The following is a 17,203-nucleotide window of genomic DNA, read 5'->3' as shown; positions in this document are numbered from 1 at the left end:
ACAGCCAGGGGCGTCGCCGCGATGCCGGTAGCCAACTTCTGCCAATATGTCGCGGACGGTGCGATCGCGATCGCGAACGTGCCACCGTTGCCCCTATGAGCAGGCCTGGGGCGTTGAAACGATGGTGGATGCCGCGCGGGGCTCGTCGATGAACGTTTCCATGAACAAGGACGCGACACACTCCCATGGACACCAGCCGATGGCGCGGATGGCGCCTGCGCGACTGGATGGCCTGCTATCCGCATTGAGTGTGGAATTTGTCCAGCTGACCGAATGCTCGGTGAGTCCGGGTTGGCGCCTGGATCTGGGAGGTGCGCCTGCACCGGGTATCCATTACAACCTGGGCGGGCATGGCCGCATGGTCCTGGACGGTCATCCCGCCATCGAGCTGTCGCCCCACACGCTTGTCATCACGCCGCCGGGTCAGTATTTCCATATCGAAGTACCGCGACGAGATCTCAATGTCGAGGTAGGCCACCAGGTCGATGGCCGCTGGAAGCCATTCCCGCCGGGTGAGATTCGGCGCTTCATTGCCGGAGATGGCGAGCCACAACTGATGTTGATCTGTGGCTACTTCCAGGCTTCCTATGGCCGCTCCGCGAACCTGTTCGGCACCTTGGATACCCCTATCGTGGAGCAATTCGACAGCGCGCAGCGCATTGATCGGACGCTCCAGGCGGCGCTGCAGGAACTCATCGACCAGGAGGTGGGCATGGGGGCCATGACGGCGACGCTGCTGAAGGTGGTGCTGATCGCATTACTGAGACGTTCGTTGACCTCGATCAATTTGTGGGCCGAACGCTTTTCCTTGTTGGGAGACGTACGCATCGCGCGGGCCTTCTCCCATATGGCGGCACATCCTGGCGCACCACATTCGGTCCATAGCCTCGCCCGCACCGCCTGTATGAGCAGGTCGTCCTTTATGGCGAGGTTCACGGACGTACTGGGGATGCCTCCGATGACGGTGTTACGGGAATTGCGGATGCGCCAGGCCGCGTCGATGCTTACCACCAACGATCTCTCTGTCGATCAGATTGGGCGTTTAGCGGGATATACCAGCCGAAGCAGCTTCCTGAGGGCGTTTCATGCTGCCTTCGGCGTCTATCCTTCTGACTATCGCGCCCAGCGCCGCAACGAGAGAATCCCTGAAACGGAACATGGAAATCAACATGAACGATAAATCAGCGCTCAAGCGCACCATGCTTGGCCTCGAAGCCGAGAAGCTGGCCTATGCCAAGCAATCCTATGTGGACTATCTGCACGATAGTTCGCCTGACTACAGCGAGGCGAGGGATCACGGCGAGTTCTCCCTGAGATTCAGCGAAGCCGAGGTGGCGCAGGCCTTCGAATGCCCGCTGCATAGCTACGAAGATGCGATCGCGGCGATCCGCGCAATCGATTTCGGTCCAAAAACCGAAGTCGAGCCAGGCGCGGTCATTCAGCTGAATGACCGCTGGTTCGTCGTGGGGGCGGCTACCGCGCCCTTCGTCTGTCAAGGGACCACATATTTGGGAATATCCACCCAGGCGCCAATCTACCAATGCCTGGAAGGCAAGCGTGCCGGCGACGCTTGCCAATGGAATGGCAAGAATTTTCAATTGACGGCCGTCGCGTGAGCGCCACTTGCGCCGCATGTGAGCAGCTGCGTCACCGGCCTGCCGACGTCGCTCCTCACCCCGCGTTGATGCCGTGGACTGATGTTTCCCGGACGTCTATCGCCATCGACCATGATGTCGTCCGACCGCAAACACGCTTTGTGTGCCGTGACTGCGGCGCGACGCTCATCCGCGGCACCATGGACGACAACTCGGACCCCGTGTGGGATCTATACGCCGGCTGACGGGGTATCAGGCGCCGCAAGCGCCCATTTGCGCGCGCCGGGTCGCGCGCGCGTAAGCGTGGCGCGATCGCGACCCGGTCCCAGGCTATGACGGCGTAATGCCCGCCGCCTCCACATAGGCCTTCCAGCGTGCCTTGTCCGCCTTGACGAACGCGTCGATCTCCTTGGGCGTGGCGGGCGGATAGGTCAGGAAACCCTGTTCCCGATAGGTCTTCTGGACGATGGGCTTGTCTATCGTCTTCTGGAATTCGCGGTTCAGCAGGTCGACGACGTCCGTGGGCGTCTTGCGCGGCGCGAAGACCGCGTGCCAGGTAACGACCTCGTAGTCGCTTTTCACCACGCTCGCGATGGTCGGCAGCTGTGGGGCCCAGGGCAGGGGTTCGGCGCTGGAAACGGCCAGCGGCACCAGCTTGCCGGCCTTGACCAGCGGGTCCACGACGGACCAGGCGTCGATGTGGAAGGTGTTGCGGCCGGCCGCCAGGTCCGACATCGCTGTCATGTCCTTGTAGGGGACGTGCAGCACGCCAGGGGCGCCGATCTTCTTGGTGAAGATGGTGCCGGCGATATGGCTGGATGTGCCGATGCCGTAGGAACTGAAGCTGCTTTCCTTCTGGTGCTGGCGCAGGTAGTCCACGAATGCGTGCGCGTCCTTGATGCCCAGCCCCGCGTTGACGACCAGGACCAGCGGCAGCTTCGCGGTGCGCGAAACGGCGGCGAAGTCGTTGTCCGGATCGAAGGGCAAGGTGCGGTACACATAGGGATTGATGCAGAACGGCGTCGCCGTCGAGTACAGCAGGGTGCTGCCGTCCGGACGCGAGACCGCCACCTGGCGGGTGCCGATATTGCCGGCCGCGCCGGGCTTGTCCTCGACGATGAACTTGCCGCCCAGGCGTTCGCTGACATCGTTGACCAGCAGCCGGGCGATCACGTCGGTGCTGCCGCCGGATCCATAGGGCACGATGACCGTGACGGGGCCGGCGGGATACGCCGCCGGCTGCGCCAGCGCGTACCGGGGCAGGGCGGCCGCCCCGCACACGCCGGTCAGGACTCTCAAGGCATTGCGTCGCTGCATATTCATGGATCGCTCCAACGGTTTTGTCCACGTCCGATCCCTTGTTCACGGCCCGGGCACCACGCCAGGGTCCGCATCGGACGGTGCAAGCACAGAGTCGGCCGGCGCGCGGGTGCGCGGACAGCCCGGGTTCAGCAATGCTGGATGCGTCGGCCAGCGGCCCGCGGCTTAGCGGGCACGCCAATGATCGTAGGCATCGCGCGCCTGGTACCAGCTGCCGATGGCAAACAGGAACCAGGTGTTGCCGAAGTAGAAAGGATGCCCGGGAATCTCCCCCATGTCGAAAGCGTTGATCGGATCCCGGGACCGCAGGGCGATTTTGCGGCCCACGCTGTGTCCCAGGTAGCTCATCATGGCCACGCCGCTGCCGTTGCAGCCCAGGGCGTAATGCAGGCCGTCCGAACCCCCGATGTGCGGCATGGCGTCCAGCGTCATCGCGACGTTGCCGCCCCAGCTGTGGGTGATGCGCGTGCCGGCCAGCTGCGGAAAGCGCTTGAGCATGGCGCGATACAACAGCCGGGCCGTCGTATCCTCGCTGGCCGGGGTGAAGCGTGCGCGGCCGCCGAACAGCAGGCGGCGGCCGTCGGGCGAGAGGCGGTAGTGATTGACCACGCGGCGCGATTCGGACACGGCGCGGTTGGTGGGCAGGATGCTGGCCGCCAGATCAGGCGGCAGCTCCTCGGTGGCGATCATGTAGGTGGCGATGGGCACGACCTTGCGGTGTAGGTCGCCCAGGTCCGGACCGGTGTAGCCGTTGGTCGCGATCACCACCTGCTGCGCGCGTATCGTGCCGCGCGTGGTGTGCACCTCATGGCCCCCCGTGGTGCGTTCGATGGCGCGCACGCGCGTGTTGCCCTGCACACGGGCGCCGGCCGCGCGGGCCGCGGCCAGCATGCCGCCGTACAGCCGCGCCGGGTGCAGATGCCCGGCCTGCTCGATCAGGGCCGCGCCGTGATAGACGGTGGACCCGATCTCCCGTCCCAATTCCTCCGGCGGAATCATGCGGGCGTTCGAGCCGGTGCAGGCGTTGAGCTGGTCCATGCGGTGCTTCCAGCTTTCGTAGTGCTGGGGCAGCCACATGGTGGTGAGCCGTCCGGTCTTCTGCCAGCCGCAGTCGATGCGGTGGCGCTCGATCAGCGATTCGACATAGCGCATGGACGCGGCCGCGTCGCGCAGCCGGGCCGCCAGGCGCGTCTCGCGCTGTTCGGGGCTTTCGCCGACGGCGGCCAGCGCCTTTTTCTGCACGTTCACGCCGCCCGACATTTGCCCGCCGGACCGCGTGCTGGCGCCCTGGCCCGGACGGCCGGCTTCCAGCACCACGGCGTCGATGCCGGCCTCGCGCAGCGTCAGGGCGCAGCAGACGCCGGTGTAGCCGCCGCCCACGATCACCACGTCGGCGTGGCGCGGCAGGGCGTCCTCGCCCGGTTCGGGCGGCTCGTAGGCTTCCCACCAGTAGGGGCGGCTCTGGAAGCCGGGCGCGAAGATGTCCGCGGAAGATGCCATGCGATGCTCCTGAATCCGGAACGCGGCCGCGGGCCTCAGGCCGCCGCCGGGTGTCCGGCGATGGCGTCGAACGCGGGCAGGTCCGCGTAGCGTTCGGTGAGCTGGCGGTAGATGCGTTCGATGTCCTGCGCCCCGCCGTCCTGGGGCGGCTCCGTGCCGGCCAGGGCAGCGAACATCTGGTGCTTGACGAAATGGCGCCAGCTGATGGGTAGCGCGGCCATGATGCGCGTCATGGCGTCGTAGCGGGCCGCCGTCCAGATGCTTTCGAAGCGGGATCGCCCGGGGCCGTAGTCGAAGTGGTCCGGTTGGCGCCGGCCGCCCGCGCGCAGCGCGCGCGTCGCGGCCTCGTCCACCGACAGGTCCTCGCGCAGCACCACGCCATAGGCGTCGCGTGCGCGCTGGCGCGACACGAAGCCGCAGCGCACGTCCTCCAGCACTTTTTCGACCGGGCGCTCGTGGGGATCGCCATAGCCGCCGCCGGCCGGGCCTTGCAGGCGGATCACGTCGCCGGGCGCGCAATTCACCAGGTCGCTGTTGCGCAGTTCCTCCGGCGCGGGGCCGTCCGGGTTCTTGATGAAGCGCGAGTTCGCGCCGGCCTTGCCGCCCACGACGCCCCAGGCCGCCAGTTCGGAGCGGTTGCGGTTGCGCGCGGTGACCACGCCGTTGGGCGCCAGCAGCTTGAATTCCATCGTGGCGGCGTTGCCGCCGCGCAGCCGGCCGGCGCCGCCGGTGTCCGGTACCAGGCCGTAGCGGATGACTTCGATGGGCACTTCCGCCTCGTTGATTTCCACCGGCGTGTTCTTCAGGAAGGCGCTGTTCGCGCCGCAGCCCTCGACGCCGTCGTACTCCGGCCCGCCGCCCCCCCCACCGCCGCAAGGGCCGATGGAGGACAGCACCTGGCGGCCGCCGCGCGTGGCGGTCTTGACGTTCAGCAGGGTGGAGCCGCCGGCGGGGCAGGCAGGCAGGCGGTCGGGCAGGGCGCGGTTGAAGACACCGAAGGTGCAGGCCTGGATCACGGCCGCCGTCAGGCTGCGCATGCCCACCGCGGCCGGCGCCTGCGGATTGACGATCGAGCCTTCGGGCAGCACGGCGCGCATGGGGCGCACCGAGCCGGCGTTCAGCACGTTGCGCGGCGCCAGCGTATGCATGACATAGATCAGCCCGACCGTGATGACGGAATGATGGCCATCGCCGCCCGTCGGCACGTTCAGCGACGAGGCCACCTGCGGATCGCTTCCGGTGAAGTCCATTTCCAGTTCATCGCCGCGCACGCGCAGCGTGATGTGGATGCGGCAGGGATAGCCCCCCACGGCATCCTCGTCGGCGTATTCGGAGAATTCGTAGTCGCCGTCGGGAATGTCGCGGATCAGCGCGCGCGTCTGCTGTTCCGCGTAGTCCAGGATGGCCTCGGCGCCCTGCATGAATTCGTCCACGCCGAAGCGGTCGATGATCTCGTGCACCTTGCGCTCGCCGACGTTCAAGGCGGCGATCTGCGCGTTCAGGTCGCCGTGGTTCTGGTCCGGCATGCGCACGTTGACCTGCATGATGCGCAGCAGTTTGTCGTCGATCACGCCGTCGCGCATCAGCAGCATGGGCGGAATGCGCAATCCTTCCTGGTGCACCTCGGTGAGTGTGCGCGACAGGGATGCCGGCACCGCGCCTCCCATGTCGGTGTTATGGATGTGGCTGCCCACGAAGCAGACCAGCCGGCCGTCGCGGAACACCGGCTTCCACACGTGCATGTCGGGCGTGTGGGTGGCGACATAGCCGCTGTAGGGATCGTTGGTCAGGTAGATGTCGCCCTCGCGGTAGTCGTCGAACATCTGGATCACGCGGCCATAGTCCAGGCCGGTGTACCAGGTCGCGCCGAAGGTCTTGGGCGAGGCGAAGGTCTTGCCGGCCGGCGTCATCAGCTGGGCGGAGAAGTCCTCGGTTTCCTTGACGAAGGTGGAATAGGCGGTACGCATGAGCGTATAGCCCATGGCCTCGGCGGCGGCGGTGCAGTGGTTGGCGAGCACCTGCAGGCGGAAGTTGTCCACGGTCACGACGCGGCTCCTTCGAAAGTGATGCGCAGATTGGCGTAGTCGTCGACACGGCAGACATGGTCGGCGGGTATCACGGTGGTGCAGTCGTCCTGGGTGACGATGGCCGGGCCGCTGAAGCGCTGGCCCGCGCTCAGCGCGTTGCGGCTGTACAGGTCCACGTCGCGGAAACCGCCGTCCAGCCACACGCGCACGGCGCGCTCCGGCACCGGTGTGCCGGGGCGCGGCTCGTGGCGGGGAAAGCCGGGCTTGTCGTTGTTGCCGGAAATCACCACGCGCAGACTGACGATCTGTACGGGCGCGCGTTCGTCGGCGTGGCCATACAGGCGGCGGTGCATGTCGTGGAAGGCCTGGCCCACCGCGCGCACGTCGCCCGACGCCACCTGCGCCGGGTCCAGCACGGTGTCGATTTCATAGGATTGCCCGCGGTAGCGCATTTCCGCGGAATACACGTACTCGGCATCGTCGATGTGTCCTTGTTCCTCCCGCAGCCATTGGTCCGCGCGTTCGCGCAGCGCCGCGAATTCCTGGCGCACGATGTCCAGGTTGGCGGGCGTCAGGTCGGTGTAGACCGTCTTCAGGAAGTCGCTTTTCAAGTCGGCGATCAACCCGCCTAGCGCGCTGAGCGTGCCGGGCGAAGGCGGCACGACGATTTCCTGGACCTTGATTTCCCGCGCCAGGAAGCAGCCCAGCATGGGGCCGGCGCCGCCGAAGGCCAGCACCGCATACTCGCGCGGATCGATGCCATAGCGCGACACCAGGCCGCTGACTTCCGTATACATGCCCGACACGGCGATCTGGATGATGGCTTCCGCGGTTTCCTCGATGCCGCGGCCCAGCTGAGCGGCCAGTTCGCCGACTGCCTTGCGCGAGGCTTCGGCGTCCACTTCCACCGCCTGGTAGCCCAGGTCGGAATGGCCCACCAGGCCGCAGCAGACGAAGGCATCGGTAATGGTGGCGCGCGTGCCGCCGCGCCGGTAGCAGGCCGGACCGGGCCGCGAGCCGGCGCTTTCCGGACCGACCTTGAGCACGCCTAGCGGGTCGACCCAGGCAATGGAGCCCCCGCCTTCACCGACCGACGATACCGACACCGAAGGAATATGGATCTGGAAATCGCCGATCAGCTCGCCGACGCCGTACTGTGGCTTGCCGTCCATGATGACGGCGATGTCCGCGCTGGTGCCGCCGATGTCCAGGCTCAGGCAGCGCGGGATGCCCGCGGTGGCGGCGACGTGGCTGGCGCCGATCACGCCCGCCGCCGTGCCGGACAGGATCATCTGCACGCAGTCGCGCTTGCCTTGTTCGGCGGTCATGACGCCGCCGTTGGATTTGGTCAGGCGTGGCTCGGGCCGCACGCCGGCGTCCTTCAAGGCGCTCTGCAAGGAACCGAGGTAGTGGGCGACGCGCGGCTGCACATAGCCGCCGATGACGGCGGTGATGGTGCGTTCATACTCGCGGATGATGGGCCAGGTCTCGCTGGAGCACGACACCGGCAGGTCCGGGGCTAAGGCGCCGACGATTTCCTTCACGCGCAGCTCGTGCGCGGGATTGCGGTAGGCATGCAGCAGCGATATCACGATGCCTTCGGCGCCGGCATCGCGGGCCGCCTGCACGGCGCGCCCCACGCTTTGCTCGTCCAGCGGCGTGCGCACCGAACCATCCGGCGCCATGCGCTCGGCGATGCCGAAGACCATGCTGCGCTTGATCAGCGGTTCCGGCCGTCGCGACAGCAGGTGGTACATGTCGGGCGTTTTCAGGCGCGCCAATTCCAGCACATCGCAGAAATTCTCGGTGGCGAACAAGGCCAGCTTCAGGCCCTTGCGCTGGATGACGGTGTTGATGCCCACCGTGGTGCCGTGCGTGAAATAGCTGATCTGGTCCGGCTGGATGCCATAGCGTTCGCCCAGCATGCGTATCCCGGCGATGACTTCCTCGCCGGGCTGGTCCGGGCGGGAGAAGACCTTGAGACTTTTGATTTCCCCGCTGTCTTCATCGAAGACGGCGAAGTCCGTGAAAGAGCCGCCGATATCGACGCCTACCCTGTAGCCCATGCTGCCCCCGGCCTGCGTTGCGGAACACCTGGCCGGCTTGCGCGGTGGGCGGGAAGCCGGCTAGAATGTTCACTAGATGAACAATGATTTCATGTAGTGGTCAAATGAATGATAATCGGTCGGTCCAGAGGTGTCTAGCGATCCTGCGCGGTTTTCGCAGCGGCCCCGGGCAATCCCTAACTGCCCTGTCCAAGGCGGTGGATCTGCCGCACTCCACGGTGCTGCGGCTGTTGAATACGCTGCAGGGGGAAGGCTACGTGCGCAAGGAAGGCACGCTGTGGTCGTTGACGCCCCAGTTGCTGGAGATCGGCTTCGCGGCGCTGGCCAATACGGGGGTGAACGAATTCATCCAATCGTCGCTGCAGGAGTTGGCCAGCCGGTGCAACGGCACGGTGAATATCGGCGAAAAAAGCCGGGACGAGGTCATCATCATCGCCCGCGCCAGTTCCGATCAGGAACGGCGCAAGATCGTGGTGGTCAACCTGCGCGTGGGCAGTTCGCTGCCGCGCGGCAGCGCCTTGTATTCGGCGCTGGATCTGCCGGAGGACGAATGGGCCATCGCGCGGTATCCGGACCGGAAGGTCACGACGGTGGGTATTCCCCTGTTCAAGGGGCCGTCGCGCAGTCTTTCGCTGGGCTTGTCGGTGAACGACGATGAGTATCCGATGGCGCGGATAGAGACCGAACTGGTCGCCGGCTTGCGCACGGAGCGCGAGCAGATCCGGCGCTTGATGCGCTTGGGCGAGGTGTGAGTCTTAGCGCTTCATTCCGGCGAGACCAGCGGATAGAAACAGGCGACAGCCCGGTCCATGGCGCCCGCGCGGTGAGTCAGCTCCGGTATCCGCGTGGCGCAATCCGGGCGTGCGTAAACGCAGCGCGGATGGAAAGTGCATCCGGACGGCAGATTGGTGGGGGCGGGAATTTCGCCGCTGATCCTTGCCAGCGTGATGCGGGCGCGCGGATCGGGCACGGGCGATGAATCGCGCAGCACCCGGCTGTAGGGGTGCTGGGGCGCATCAAGCACCTGGCGCGTCGGACCCTGTTCGATGACGCGGCCCAGGTACATCACGCACACCGTATCGCAGAAATGCCGGACCACCCCGAGGTCGTGCGAGACGAACACGAAAGACAGGCCGCGTTCGCGCTTCAGGCGTTCCAGCAGCTGCAGGATCTGCGCCTGCACCGACACATCCAGCGCGGATACCGGTTCGTCGGCGACGATCAATTGCGGATCCAGCACCAGGGCGCGCGCGATGCCGATGCGCTGGCGCTGTCCGCCGGAAAACTCGTGCGGATAGCGGTCCAGCGCGGACAGCGGCAGTCCGACTTCCTGGAGGGTGCGCGATACCTTGGCGTCGATCTTGGCGGCATCACCCAGGCGATGCACGCGCAGCGGTTCGGACAGCGCCTGCCGCACGGTCAGGCGGGGGTTCAGCGATGCGTAGGGATCCTGGAAGACGATTTGCATGCGCCGGCGCAGCGCGCGCAGTTCCGCGGCGCCGGCGGCGGCCAGATCCTGGCCTTCGAAGCGGATGTTGCCCGCGTCCGGTTCGATCAGGCGCAGCAGCATGCGCGCCACGGTGGATTTGCCGCAGCCGGACTCGCCGACGAGTCCCAGCGATTGGCCGCGTCCGACGTCGAAGGACACGCCGTTGACCGCATGGACGATCTGCTTGCGGCCGCCCAGCCAGCCGCCGCCGCTGGGGAATTGCTTGACCAGGCCGCGCACTTGCAGAAGTGGCGCCGCGCCGGATTGCAACGGCGACGCCGCGCCGTTTCGCTCAACCGAAGCCGCGCCGTTGGGCGCAGGCGCATTCGTGCCGTTCATGATTGTCCTTTCGATGGCGCGCGCACCAGGCAGCGCACCTGGTGCGATCCGTCGACGGCTTCCAGCGTGGGGTGCATGGTTTCGCAGCGCGGTTGCCGCAGCGGGCAGCGCGGCGCGTACGCGCAGCCGGGCGGGATGGCGGTGATCGCCGGCACGCTGCCGGCGATCGGTGCCAGCGCCTCGGCGTCGGCGTCCACGCGCGGCATGGCGCGCAGCAATGCCTCGGTGTAGGGGTGCGTGGGCCGTGCGAACAGCGTGTCGACGTCGGCGGTTTCGACGATCTCGCCGGCGTACATGACCGCCACGCGGTCGGCGATCTGCGCCACCACCCCCAGGTTGTGCGTGATGAACACCACCGCCATGCCGCGCGCCGTTTTCAGCTCGGCCAGCAGGCTCAGGATCTGCGCCTGGATGGTCACGTCCAGCGCGGTGGTGGGCTCGTCGGCCAGCAGCACCTTGGGCTTGCAGGCCAGCGCCATGGCGATCATCACGCGCTGGCGCATGCCGCCGGAAAACTGGTGCGGATAGTCCCCGTAGCGGCTGGCCGCGGCGGGAATCTTCACCTCTTCCAGCGCTTGCAGGGCCAGCGTGCGCGCTTCGCGCCACGACATGCGGCGGTGCTGGCGGATGGCCTCGGCAATCTGGTCGCCCACGGTCATGGTGGGATTCAGGGAGGTCATCGGCTCCTGGAAGATCATGGCGATGGCATCGCCGCGCAGGCGCGCCATGTCCTTCTCCGGCAGGACGGCCAGGTCCCGGCCTTCCAGCAGCACCTGGCCGCCGCCGTGCCGCGCGCCGGTGGACGGCAGCAGGCGCAGGATGGACAGCGCGGTCACGCTCTTGCCGCTGCCAGATTCGCCCACCACCGCCAGCGTTTCGTTCCTGTTCACCCATAGCGAGACGTCGCGCACGGCCGCGTGCCAGGCGCCCCCGATGCGGAATTCCGTGCGCAGGTCGCGCAGCTCCAGAACGGCGTCCGTCGTCGTCATGCGTGCTCCGAGCGCAGCTTGGGATCGATGGCGTCGCGCAGCGCGTCGCCCAGCAGGTTCAGCGCCAGCACCGTCAGCAGGATCGCGACGCTGGGAAAGACGGTCAGCCACCAGGCGTCCAGGATGTTCTCGAAGCCCTCGCGGATCATGCCGCCCCAGGTGGCGGCGGGCGGCGGCACGCCCAGCCCGATAAAGCTCAGGGAGGCCTCGGTGCGGATGGCCGATGCCATCCACAGCGAACCCAGTACCACCACGTCGGAGATCATGTTGGGCAGGATGTGCACGCCCATCAGCCGCAGCGGGCCGTAGCCCAGGGCGCGGCCAGCCTCGACGAAGTCGCGCTGCTTCAAGGCGATGGTGGGCGCGCGCGCGACCCGAACGAAGGGCGCGATTTCCGTGATGGCGATGGCGATGATGAGGTTTTCCAGGCTGGCGCCCAGCATCGCCGCCACCATCAGGCCCAGCAGCAGCGTCGGAAAGGACAGCAGTACGTCGACCAGCCCCATGATCAGCTGGTCGAGCAGGCCGCCGACGTAGCCGGCCAGGATGCCCAGCGACGCGCCGATGCTCATGGCGATCAGGATGGCGACGAAGCCCACCAGCAGCGAGACGCGGGCCCCGTAGATCAGGCGCGACAGCACGTCGCGGCCGTAGCTGTCCGTGCCCAGCCAGAATTCCGCGGACGGCGGGTCCAGGCGATAGGCGATGTTCTGCTGCAGCGGATCGTGCGGCGCGAGCCATGGCGCCAGCAGCGCCACCAGCGCGATCAGCAGCAGCAGGCCGATGCCGACCCAGGACAGGCGGTTGCGGCGCAGGGCGAGCCACAGCGCATTGGGCCGGGCGGCGGCAGGAGCGGGGGCGGTGACGGCGCTCATTTGTATTTCACCCGGGGATCGACCAATCCATACACCAGGTCGGTCAGCAGATTGACGAGGATGACGCAGGCGGCGAAGACCACCATCAGGCCCTGCAGCAGCGTGTAGTCCCGCGTGTTCAGCGCGCCCAGGATCAGCTTGCCCAGGCCGGGCCGGTTGAAGACGATCTCGGTCAGCACCGAATTGCCGATGAGCGTGCCGAAATAGAGCCCCACGACGGTGACGATGGGGATCAAGGCGTTGCGCAGCCCGTGGCGCAGCACCAGCCGCAGCGGGCGCACGCCCTTGGCGCGTGCCGTGCGCACGTAGTCCTCGCCCATCACGCCCAGCATGGACGAGCGGGTGACGCGCATGACGTAGGCAGTCATGATCAATCCCAGGTTGAAGGCGGGCAGGACCAGCGCGCGCAGCTGCGCGTTCCAATTGCCCGACACCGTGCTGCCGATCACCGGGAACCATTGCAGTTCGATGGAGAAGGCCAGCAGCATCAGGATGGCCGATACGAAGGCGGGAAAGGACAGGCCTGTCAACGACAGCACGCGGCCCAGGTAATCCGGCCATGCGTTGCGGCGCAGGGCTGCCCACATGCCCAGCGGCAGGCCGAACAGCACGCCGATGAGGATGGCGGCGGCCGTCAGCTGCAGCGTCCAGGGCAGCACCAGCGCCACTTCCTGCAGGACGGTGCGGCCGCTGGCCATCGATACACCGAAGTTGCCGGACAGCATATCCCGCAGGAAGTTCAGGTATTGCACCTGCACCGGCAGGTCCAGGCCCAGCCGTTCGCGCAAGGCCGCCAGCGCCGCGGCGCTGGCCTGGTCGCCCAGCATGACGGCCGCCGGATCGCCCGGCACCAGCCGCACCAGCACGAACACCGCCGTCAGCATCGCCAGCAGGGTGGGGATCGCCAGCAGCAGGCGCTTGACGGCGTAGCGCGTCATGATGGGGTTCCTTGCACCGTGCGCTGCGCGGTCCCTTGCACGGATGGCTCCACGGTATGCGGCGCGTCGCGCGGCGCGCCCACCACCCACGGCGTACCGGCATCCTTGGGCGCGCCCGCCATCAGCCTGCGCGCGTCCAGGTTCTGGATGGCACGCGCGGTCTGCCCGCGCAGCACCAGGTCCGCCATGGCGGCGCCCACCACGGGCACCAGTTCGAAACCGTGCCCGGAAAACCCGAAGGCATGAAAGATGCCCGGTGCATGGGGCGACGGGCACACCACCGGCAGCAGGTCTTCCGTCTTGGCCTCCAGGCCTGCCCATACGCGCACGATGCGGATGTCGCGCACGGCGGGGAACAGATCCGTGGATGCCTTCGCGCCTTTGGCGAGTATGCGCATGCGCGCCGTGGAGGTTTCCTTGTCCAGGTCGGGTATCCCCTGCAGGCCGCCGCCGATAACGAGCGTGCCCTGGTCCGACTGCTTGAACGACAGCGAGCGCCCCATGATGGACACCACCGGCTTGATGAAGGGGCGCAGCCGCTCGCTGACCATCATCATCGACGATTTCGTTGCCAGGGGAATCTCGTCGCCGACCAGCGCGGCGATGCGCGCCGACCACGCGCCCGCCGCATTGACCACGGCCGGCGCCGTCCACGCGCGGCCGCCGTCGCCGACGACCTGCCAATCCGCGCCTCGCCGTTCGATGGCCGTGACGCCGCAATGTTCGATCAGTTCCACGCCGGCCTGCAAGGCGCTGGCGCGGAAGGCGCGCAGCGCGCGATGCGGATCGGCCGCGCCGTCGCGGCGCGCGATGGAGGCGCCCACGCAATGCGTGCTCAGCTCGGGCAGGATGCGGCGCAATTCGTCCGGGCCGATGATCTCCTCATGGCGGTAGCCGGCCGCGCGCAGGCCGTCGACGCGCGCCTGCAGGCGCTCCAGCGCCGCGGGGGTCTCCGCCACGCACACCTGGCCGTTCGCATGGAAGCCGCAGTCGTCGCCCACCAGGGCGGCCATGTCGTGCCACATGTCCATGGCTTCCAGCGACAGGTCTAGTTCGCCCAGGTCGCGATTCAGCGTGCGCACGCCCGCCGCGGTGGCGCCGGACGCATGGCGGCCGACCCAGTGTTTTTCCACGACGATCACGCGTGCGCCGCCGCGCGCAAGGTGCAGCGCCGCCGACAGGCCATGCAGCCCGCCGCCGATGACGATGGCATCGTAGGCACGGTTGCTCATTTGACGTCCTCTCCCGTGTCCAGGCTGGCCAGTTCGCCCAGCGTCAGGGGTTTGAGCGGCGGCCGGATACGGTAGAAGCCCACCTCGGCCACGGGACGCCGCTGCTTTTCCGCCAGGATGTGCGCGATGGTGTAGCCGCATTGGCGGCCCTGGCAGGGACCCATGCCGGCGCGGGTGAAGGACTTGATCTGGTTGGGACCGGGCTGGCCCAGGTCCGCCGCCTTGCGGATATCGCCGGCGGTCAGTTCCTCGCAGCGGCACACGATGGTGTCGTCCGATGGCGCGAAAACGCCGGGGCGGGGCGGATACATGGCGTCCAGCATGGGGCGCAGGCGCAGCATGTCGGCCAGCGCACGGCGCAGCGGCTCGGCGGTCGACGCGGCCTTGGCCGGTTCCATCCTGCCGGCGTGCAGCACCATGCCCAGCGCCGCGATCTCGCCGCGCGCGGTGGCCGCGGTCGCGCCGCCGATGCCGGCGCCATCGCCGGCCACGTAGACGCCCGCGCGGCTGGTCTGGCCCCAGGCGTCCAGCACGGGCGCCAGGCAGGCTTGGGCGTCATTCCAGGCATGCTCGCATTCGAGCGCGCGCGTCATGTGGATGGAGGGCACCACGCCCTCGTGCGCCAGCAGCACGTGCGCGTCGGCGCGTAGGGTGCGCCCGTCCCGCGTGGTGTATTCGATCTGCTGCAGCCGGCCTTCGCCCAGCGCCCGGAAGCCGCGCACGCCGCGGATGCGCCGCACGCCGGCCCGGCGCAGCTCGCGCAGCCAGCCCAGGCCCTTGCCGATTTCACCGGCGCGCCGCAGCGCGTCGACCAGGTAGGGCAGGGCGCGGCGCCAGCCGTCCGCCGGCGAGGTGTCCAGCCAACCGGCGATGCGTCCGCCCGCGCGCAGCAGCTGCGCCATGTACAGCAGCACCAGCGGCCCGCTGCCCGCGACCCAGACCGGCTGCGCCGGCACCTGGCGCGAGGTCTTCAGCAGGATCTGCGCGGCGCCCACGGTCAGCACGCCCGGCAGCGTCCACCCGGGAAAGGGATTGGGGCGTTCCTGAGCGCCGGTCGCCAGCAGCACCTGGGCGGCGCGCACGACCTCCGCGCGGCCGGCGCGCGTCATGTACACATGCCAGTCCGGCTCGACCTGCCAGACCTGCGTGCCGGGTTCGTAGACGGCGCCGCAGCGGCGGAAGGCCTCGGCCAACGCGGCGCCCGCGCGGTATTCGTCGCCCAGCAGGTCGCCCACCGGCGTGGCGGCCACTGTTTCCACGGCGCGCCAGATCTGTCCGCCCGGGGCCGGCTGTTCGTCCACCACCAGCACATTCATGCCGTGCGCGCGCAGGCGGATGGCCGCGCTCATGCCGGCCGGGCCGGCGCCGACGATGACGGCGTCGAATTCACGGATCATGGCAGCACGCTCCGCTTGCCGAACTGGCGCTGTACCTGCATGCCGTCGCGCACCGTGACCAGGCAGGTCTGTGTCGACGCCACGCCATCGACGATGGCCAGGCAGTCGAAGCACACCCCCATCATGCAGTAGGGCGCGCGCGGGCTTTCCTGCACGGGCGTGGTGCGGGTGGCGGGGGTTTCCTGGCGCAGCAGCACGGCGGCCACGGTCTCGCCGGGCTCCGCCCAGACAGCGTCGCCGTCTATGTATACCTTCAGCGCGTGCGCGCCGGGTTCATGCAGCTTGCGAAACATCGAAGCGCTCATGGTGAAAAGCATCCAGAGTGGCCGGCAGCGCGCCGCCCTCCAGCGCACGGGCCAGGGGCCCGGCATGGAAGGAGGCCAGCGTGACGCCGGAATGACAAAGCGCGGTCCACGCGCCGGGATACTGGGCCGACCCGGCGTACACCGGGCGGCCGTCGGGAGTCATGACGCGTAGGCACGACCACTGGCGCACCAGGCGCGCGCCGGCAAGGTCGGGCAGCACGCGCAGCGCCTTGCGGCTCATGCGCGCGGCGGCGGCGGCGGTGGTGTTCAGGTCGTAGCCGACGTCTTCCTGCGTCAGGCCGATCATCACCGTGCCTTCGCCGGTTTGCCGCACGCCGCTGGCGGGCACGGGCAGCAGCGGGGCCAGGCGCTCGGTGACCAGGATCTGGCCGCGTTGCGGGCGCAGCGGCACGTCCAGCCCGACCATGCCGCCCAGTGCGCGCGTGCCCAGTCCCGCCGCAAGCACCACGTTCGCGGCCGCATACCGATCGGCGCCGGCGTGGACCACGAAGCCGCCGCCGGCCCGCGGCTCGATGTTTTCCACGGGGCGGCGGCTCAGCAGCACGCCGCCGCGGCGCAGGAACGCGGCCTGCAGGGCGGCAAGCAGCCGCAGCGGATTGACGTGGGCATCCCGGCCGCAGAAGCTGGCACCGGACACCGCGTCGCCCAGCCGCAGCATGGGAAAGCGGCGCACCAGGGCGCCACGGTCCAGCATTTCGATGCTATCCGGCAGTTCCGGCGTGTTGGCGTCCCATTGCCGCATGCGTGTGGCGCGGTCCTCGAATTCCGCCGCGCCCACGCAGAAATGCAGGCCGCCGCCGTTTTCGTAGTGCAGCGCGATGCCTGTTTCCCGTTCGAGATCCCGCGCGAAATCCGGCCACAGCCGCGCCGCTTCGTGCGACAGCCGTTGATAGGGCACATTGCCGTAGCCCTTGCCCTGCACCCAGACCAGCCCGAAATTGGCCTTCGCGGCGCGATAGTCGGTGTCGGCGCCGTCCAGCATCAGGACGCGCCTGCCCGCGCCGGCCAGGCCCATGGCGATGGCCGATCCCACCATGCCCGCGCCGGCGACGATGAAGTCATGGTCGCGATTCATGCCGTCTCTCCCGGGGCGGTTAAGCTATAACCCGC

General features: G+C 68.1%; 15 protein-coding genes. 3 read left to right on the top strand and 12 right to left on the bottom strand.

Translation table 11 applies throughout. The features are described 5' to 3' along the window. Positions 1 to 160 precede the first annotated feature (160 nt). A complete protein-coding gene (locus AKI39_RS13600; RefSeq protein ID WP_066642944.1) occupies positions 161 to 1,180 on the top strand; it encodes an AraC family transcriptional regulator in 1,020 nt (339 codons plus the stop codon). After that, positions 1,170 to 1,616, top strand: coding sequence for a hypothetical protein (locus AKI39_RS13595; RefSeq protein ID WP_066636845.1), 447 nt, complete (start codon positions 1,170 to 1,172; stop codon positions 1,614 to 1,616). The genes AKI39_RS13600 and AKI39_RS13595 overlap by 11 nt, the downstream gene beginning before the upstream one ends. Before the next feature lie 309 nt (positions 1,617 to 1,925). Here the strand turns inward: AKI39_RS13595 and AKI39_RS13590 are convergent, their stop codons facing one another. The 4 genes from AKI39_RS13590 to AKI39_RS13575 form a co-directional block, all read right to left on the bottom strand. After that, entirely contained in the window at positions 1,926 to 2,918 is a 993-nt protein-coding gene (locus tag AKI39_RS13590) for a Bug family tripartite tricarboxylate transporter substrate binding protein (protein WP_066636842.1), read from the bottom strand. A 162-nt stretch (positions 2,919 to 3,080) separates the two neighbouring features. Next, positions 3,081 to 4,415, bottom strand: a complete 1,335-nt coding sequence (locus AKI39_RS13585) for an NAD(P)/FAD-dependent oxidoreductase (RefSeq protein WP_066636839.1) — start codon at positions 4,413 to 4,415, stop codon at positions 3,081 to 3,083. Between the two features lie 35 nt (positions 4,416 to 4,450). Continuing rightward, entirely contained in the window at positions 4,451 to 6,460 is a 2,010-nt protein-coding gene (locus tag AKI39_RS13580; RefSeq protein WP_066636836.1) for a hydantoinase B/oxoprolinase family protein, read from the bottom strand. Then, positions 6,457 to 8,508 (bottom strand): hydantoinase/oxoprolinase family protein, encoded by a 2,052-nt coding sequence (locus AKI39_RS13575; RefSeq protein WP_066636834.1) that lies wholly within the window; start codon positions 8,506 to 8,508, stop codon positions 6,457 to 6,459. The genes AKI39_RS13580 and AKI39_RS13575 overlap by 4 nt, the downstream gene beginning before the upstream one ends. Before the next feature lie 104 nt (positions 8,509 to 8,612). Between AKI39_RS13575 and AKI39_RS13570 the strand changes: the two genes are divergently transcribed. Continuing rightward, positions 8,613 to 9,260, top strand: a complete 648-nt coding sequence (locus AKI39_RS13570) for an IclR family transcriptional regulator (protein ID WP_066636826.1) — start codon at positions 8,613 to 8,615, stop codon at positions 9,258 to 9,260. A gap of 11 nt (positions 9,261 to 9,271) precedes the next feature. Here AKI39_RS13570 and AKI39_RS13565 read toward each other — a convergent pair whose 3' ends face one another. From AKI39_RS13565 to AKI39_RS13530, 8 genes are read right to left on the bottom strand one after another with little or no spacing between them, the layout of a single operon-like run. Then, a complete protein-coding gene (locus AKI39_RS13565) occupies positions 9,272 to 10,336 on the bottom strand; it encodes an ABC transporter ATP-binding protein (RefSeq protein ID WP_083228841.1) in 1,065 nt (354 codons plus the stop codon). After that, entirely contained in the window at positions 10,333 to 11,325 is a 993-nt protein-coding gene (locus AKI39_RS13560; protein ID WP_066636824.1) for an ABC transporter ATP-binding protein, read from the bottom strand. The genes AKI39_RS13565 and AKI39_RS13560 overlap by 4 nt, the downstream gene beginning before the upstream one ends. Next, positions 11,322 to 12,200, bottom strand: coding sequence for an ABC transporter permease (locus AKI39_RS13555; protein ID WP_066636822.1), 879 nt, complete (start codon positions 12,198 to 12,200; stop codon positions 11,322 to 11,324). The genes AKI39_RS13560 and AKI39_RS13555 overlap by 4 nt, the downstream gene beginning before the upstream one ends. Next, positions 12,197 to 13,138 carry an ABC transporter permease gene (locus AKI39_RS13550; RefSeq protein WP_066636819.1) on the bottom strand — a complete coding sequence of 314 codons (942 nt, stop codon included), beginning with the start codon at positions 13,136 to 13,138 and terminating at the stop codon, positions 12,197 to 12,199. Before AKI39_RS13550 ends, AKI39_RS13555 begins: the two co-directional genes overlap by 4 nt. Then, positions 13,135 to 14,370, bottom strand: a complete 1,236-nt coding sequence (locus AKI39_RS13545; protein WP_083228840.1) for an NAD(P)/FAD-dependent oxidoreductase — start codon at positions 14,368 to 14,370, stop codon at positions 13,135 to 13,137. The genes AKI39_RS13550 and AKI39_RS13545 overlap by 4 nt, the downstream gene beginning before the upstream one ends. Then, positions 14,367 to 15,767: an NAD(P)/FAD-dependent oxidoreductase gene (locus AKI39_RS13540; protein WP_066636817.1), complete on the bottom strand. Its 1,401-nt coding sequence runs from the start codon at positions 15,765 to 15,767 to the stop codon at positions 14,367 to 14,369. The genes AKI39_RS13545 and AKI39_RS13540 overlap by 4 nt, the downstream gene beginning before the upstream one ends. Further along, positions 15,764 to 16,060 (bottom strand): (2Fe-2S)-binding protein, encoded by a 297-nt coding sequence (locus AKI39_RS13535; RefSeq protein ID WP_066636814.1) that lies wholly within the window; start codon positions 16,058 to 16,060, stop codon positions 15,764 to 15,766. Before AKI39_RS13535 ends, AKI39_RS13540 begins: the two co-directional genes overlap by 4 nt. After that, positions 16,041 to 17,168 (bottom strand): NAD(P)/FAD-dependent oxidoreductase, encoded by a 1,128-nt coding sequence (locus AKI39_RS13530; protein WP_066636812.1) that lies wholly within the window; start codon positions 17,166 to 17,168, stop codon positions 16,041 to 16,043. Before AKI39_RS13530 ends, AKI39_RS13535 begins: the two co-directional genes overlap by 20 nt. Positions 17,169 to 17,203 lie beyond the last annotated feature (35 nt).

The sequence above is a fragment of the Bordetella sp. H567 genome (genome assembly GCF_001704295.1).
Classification (GTDB): domain Bacteria; phylum Pseudomonadota; class Gammaproteobacteria; order Burkholderiales; family Burkholderiaceae_B; genus Bordetella_C.
Note: the sequence above shows the minus strand (reverse complement) of the source record. Positions and strands in the feature narration are given on the sequence as shown.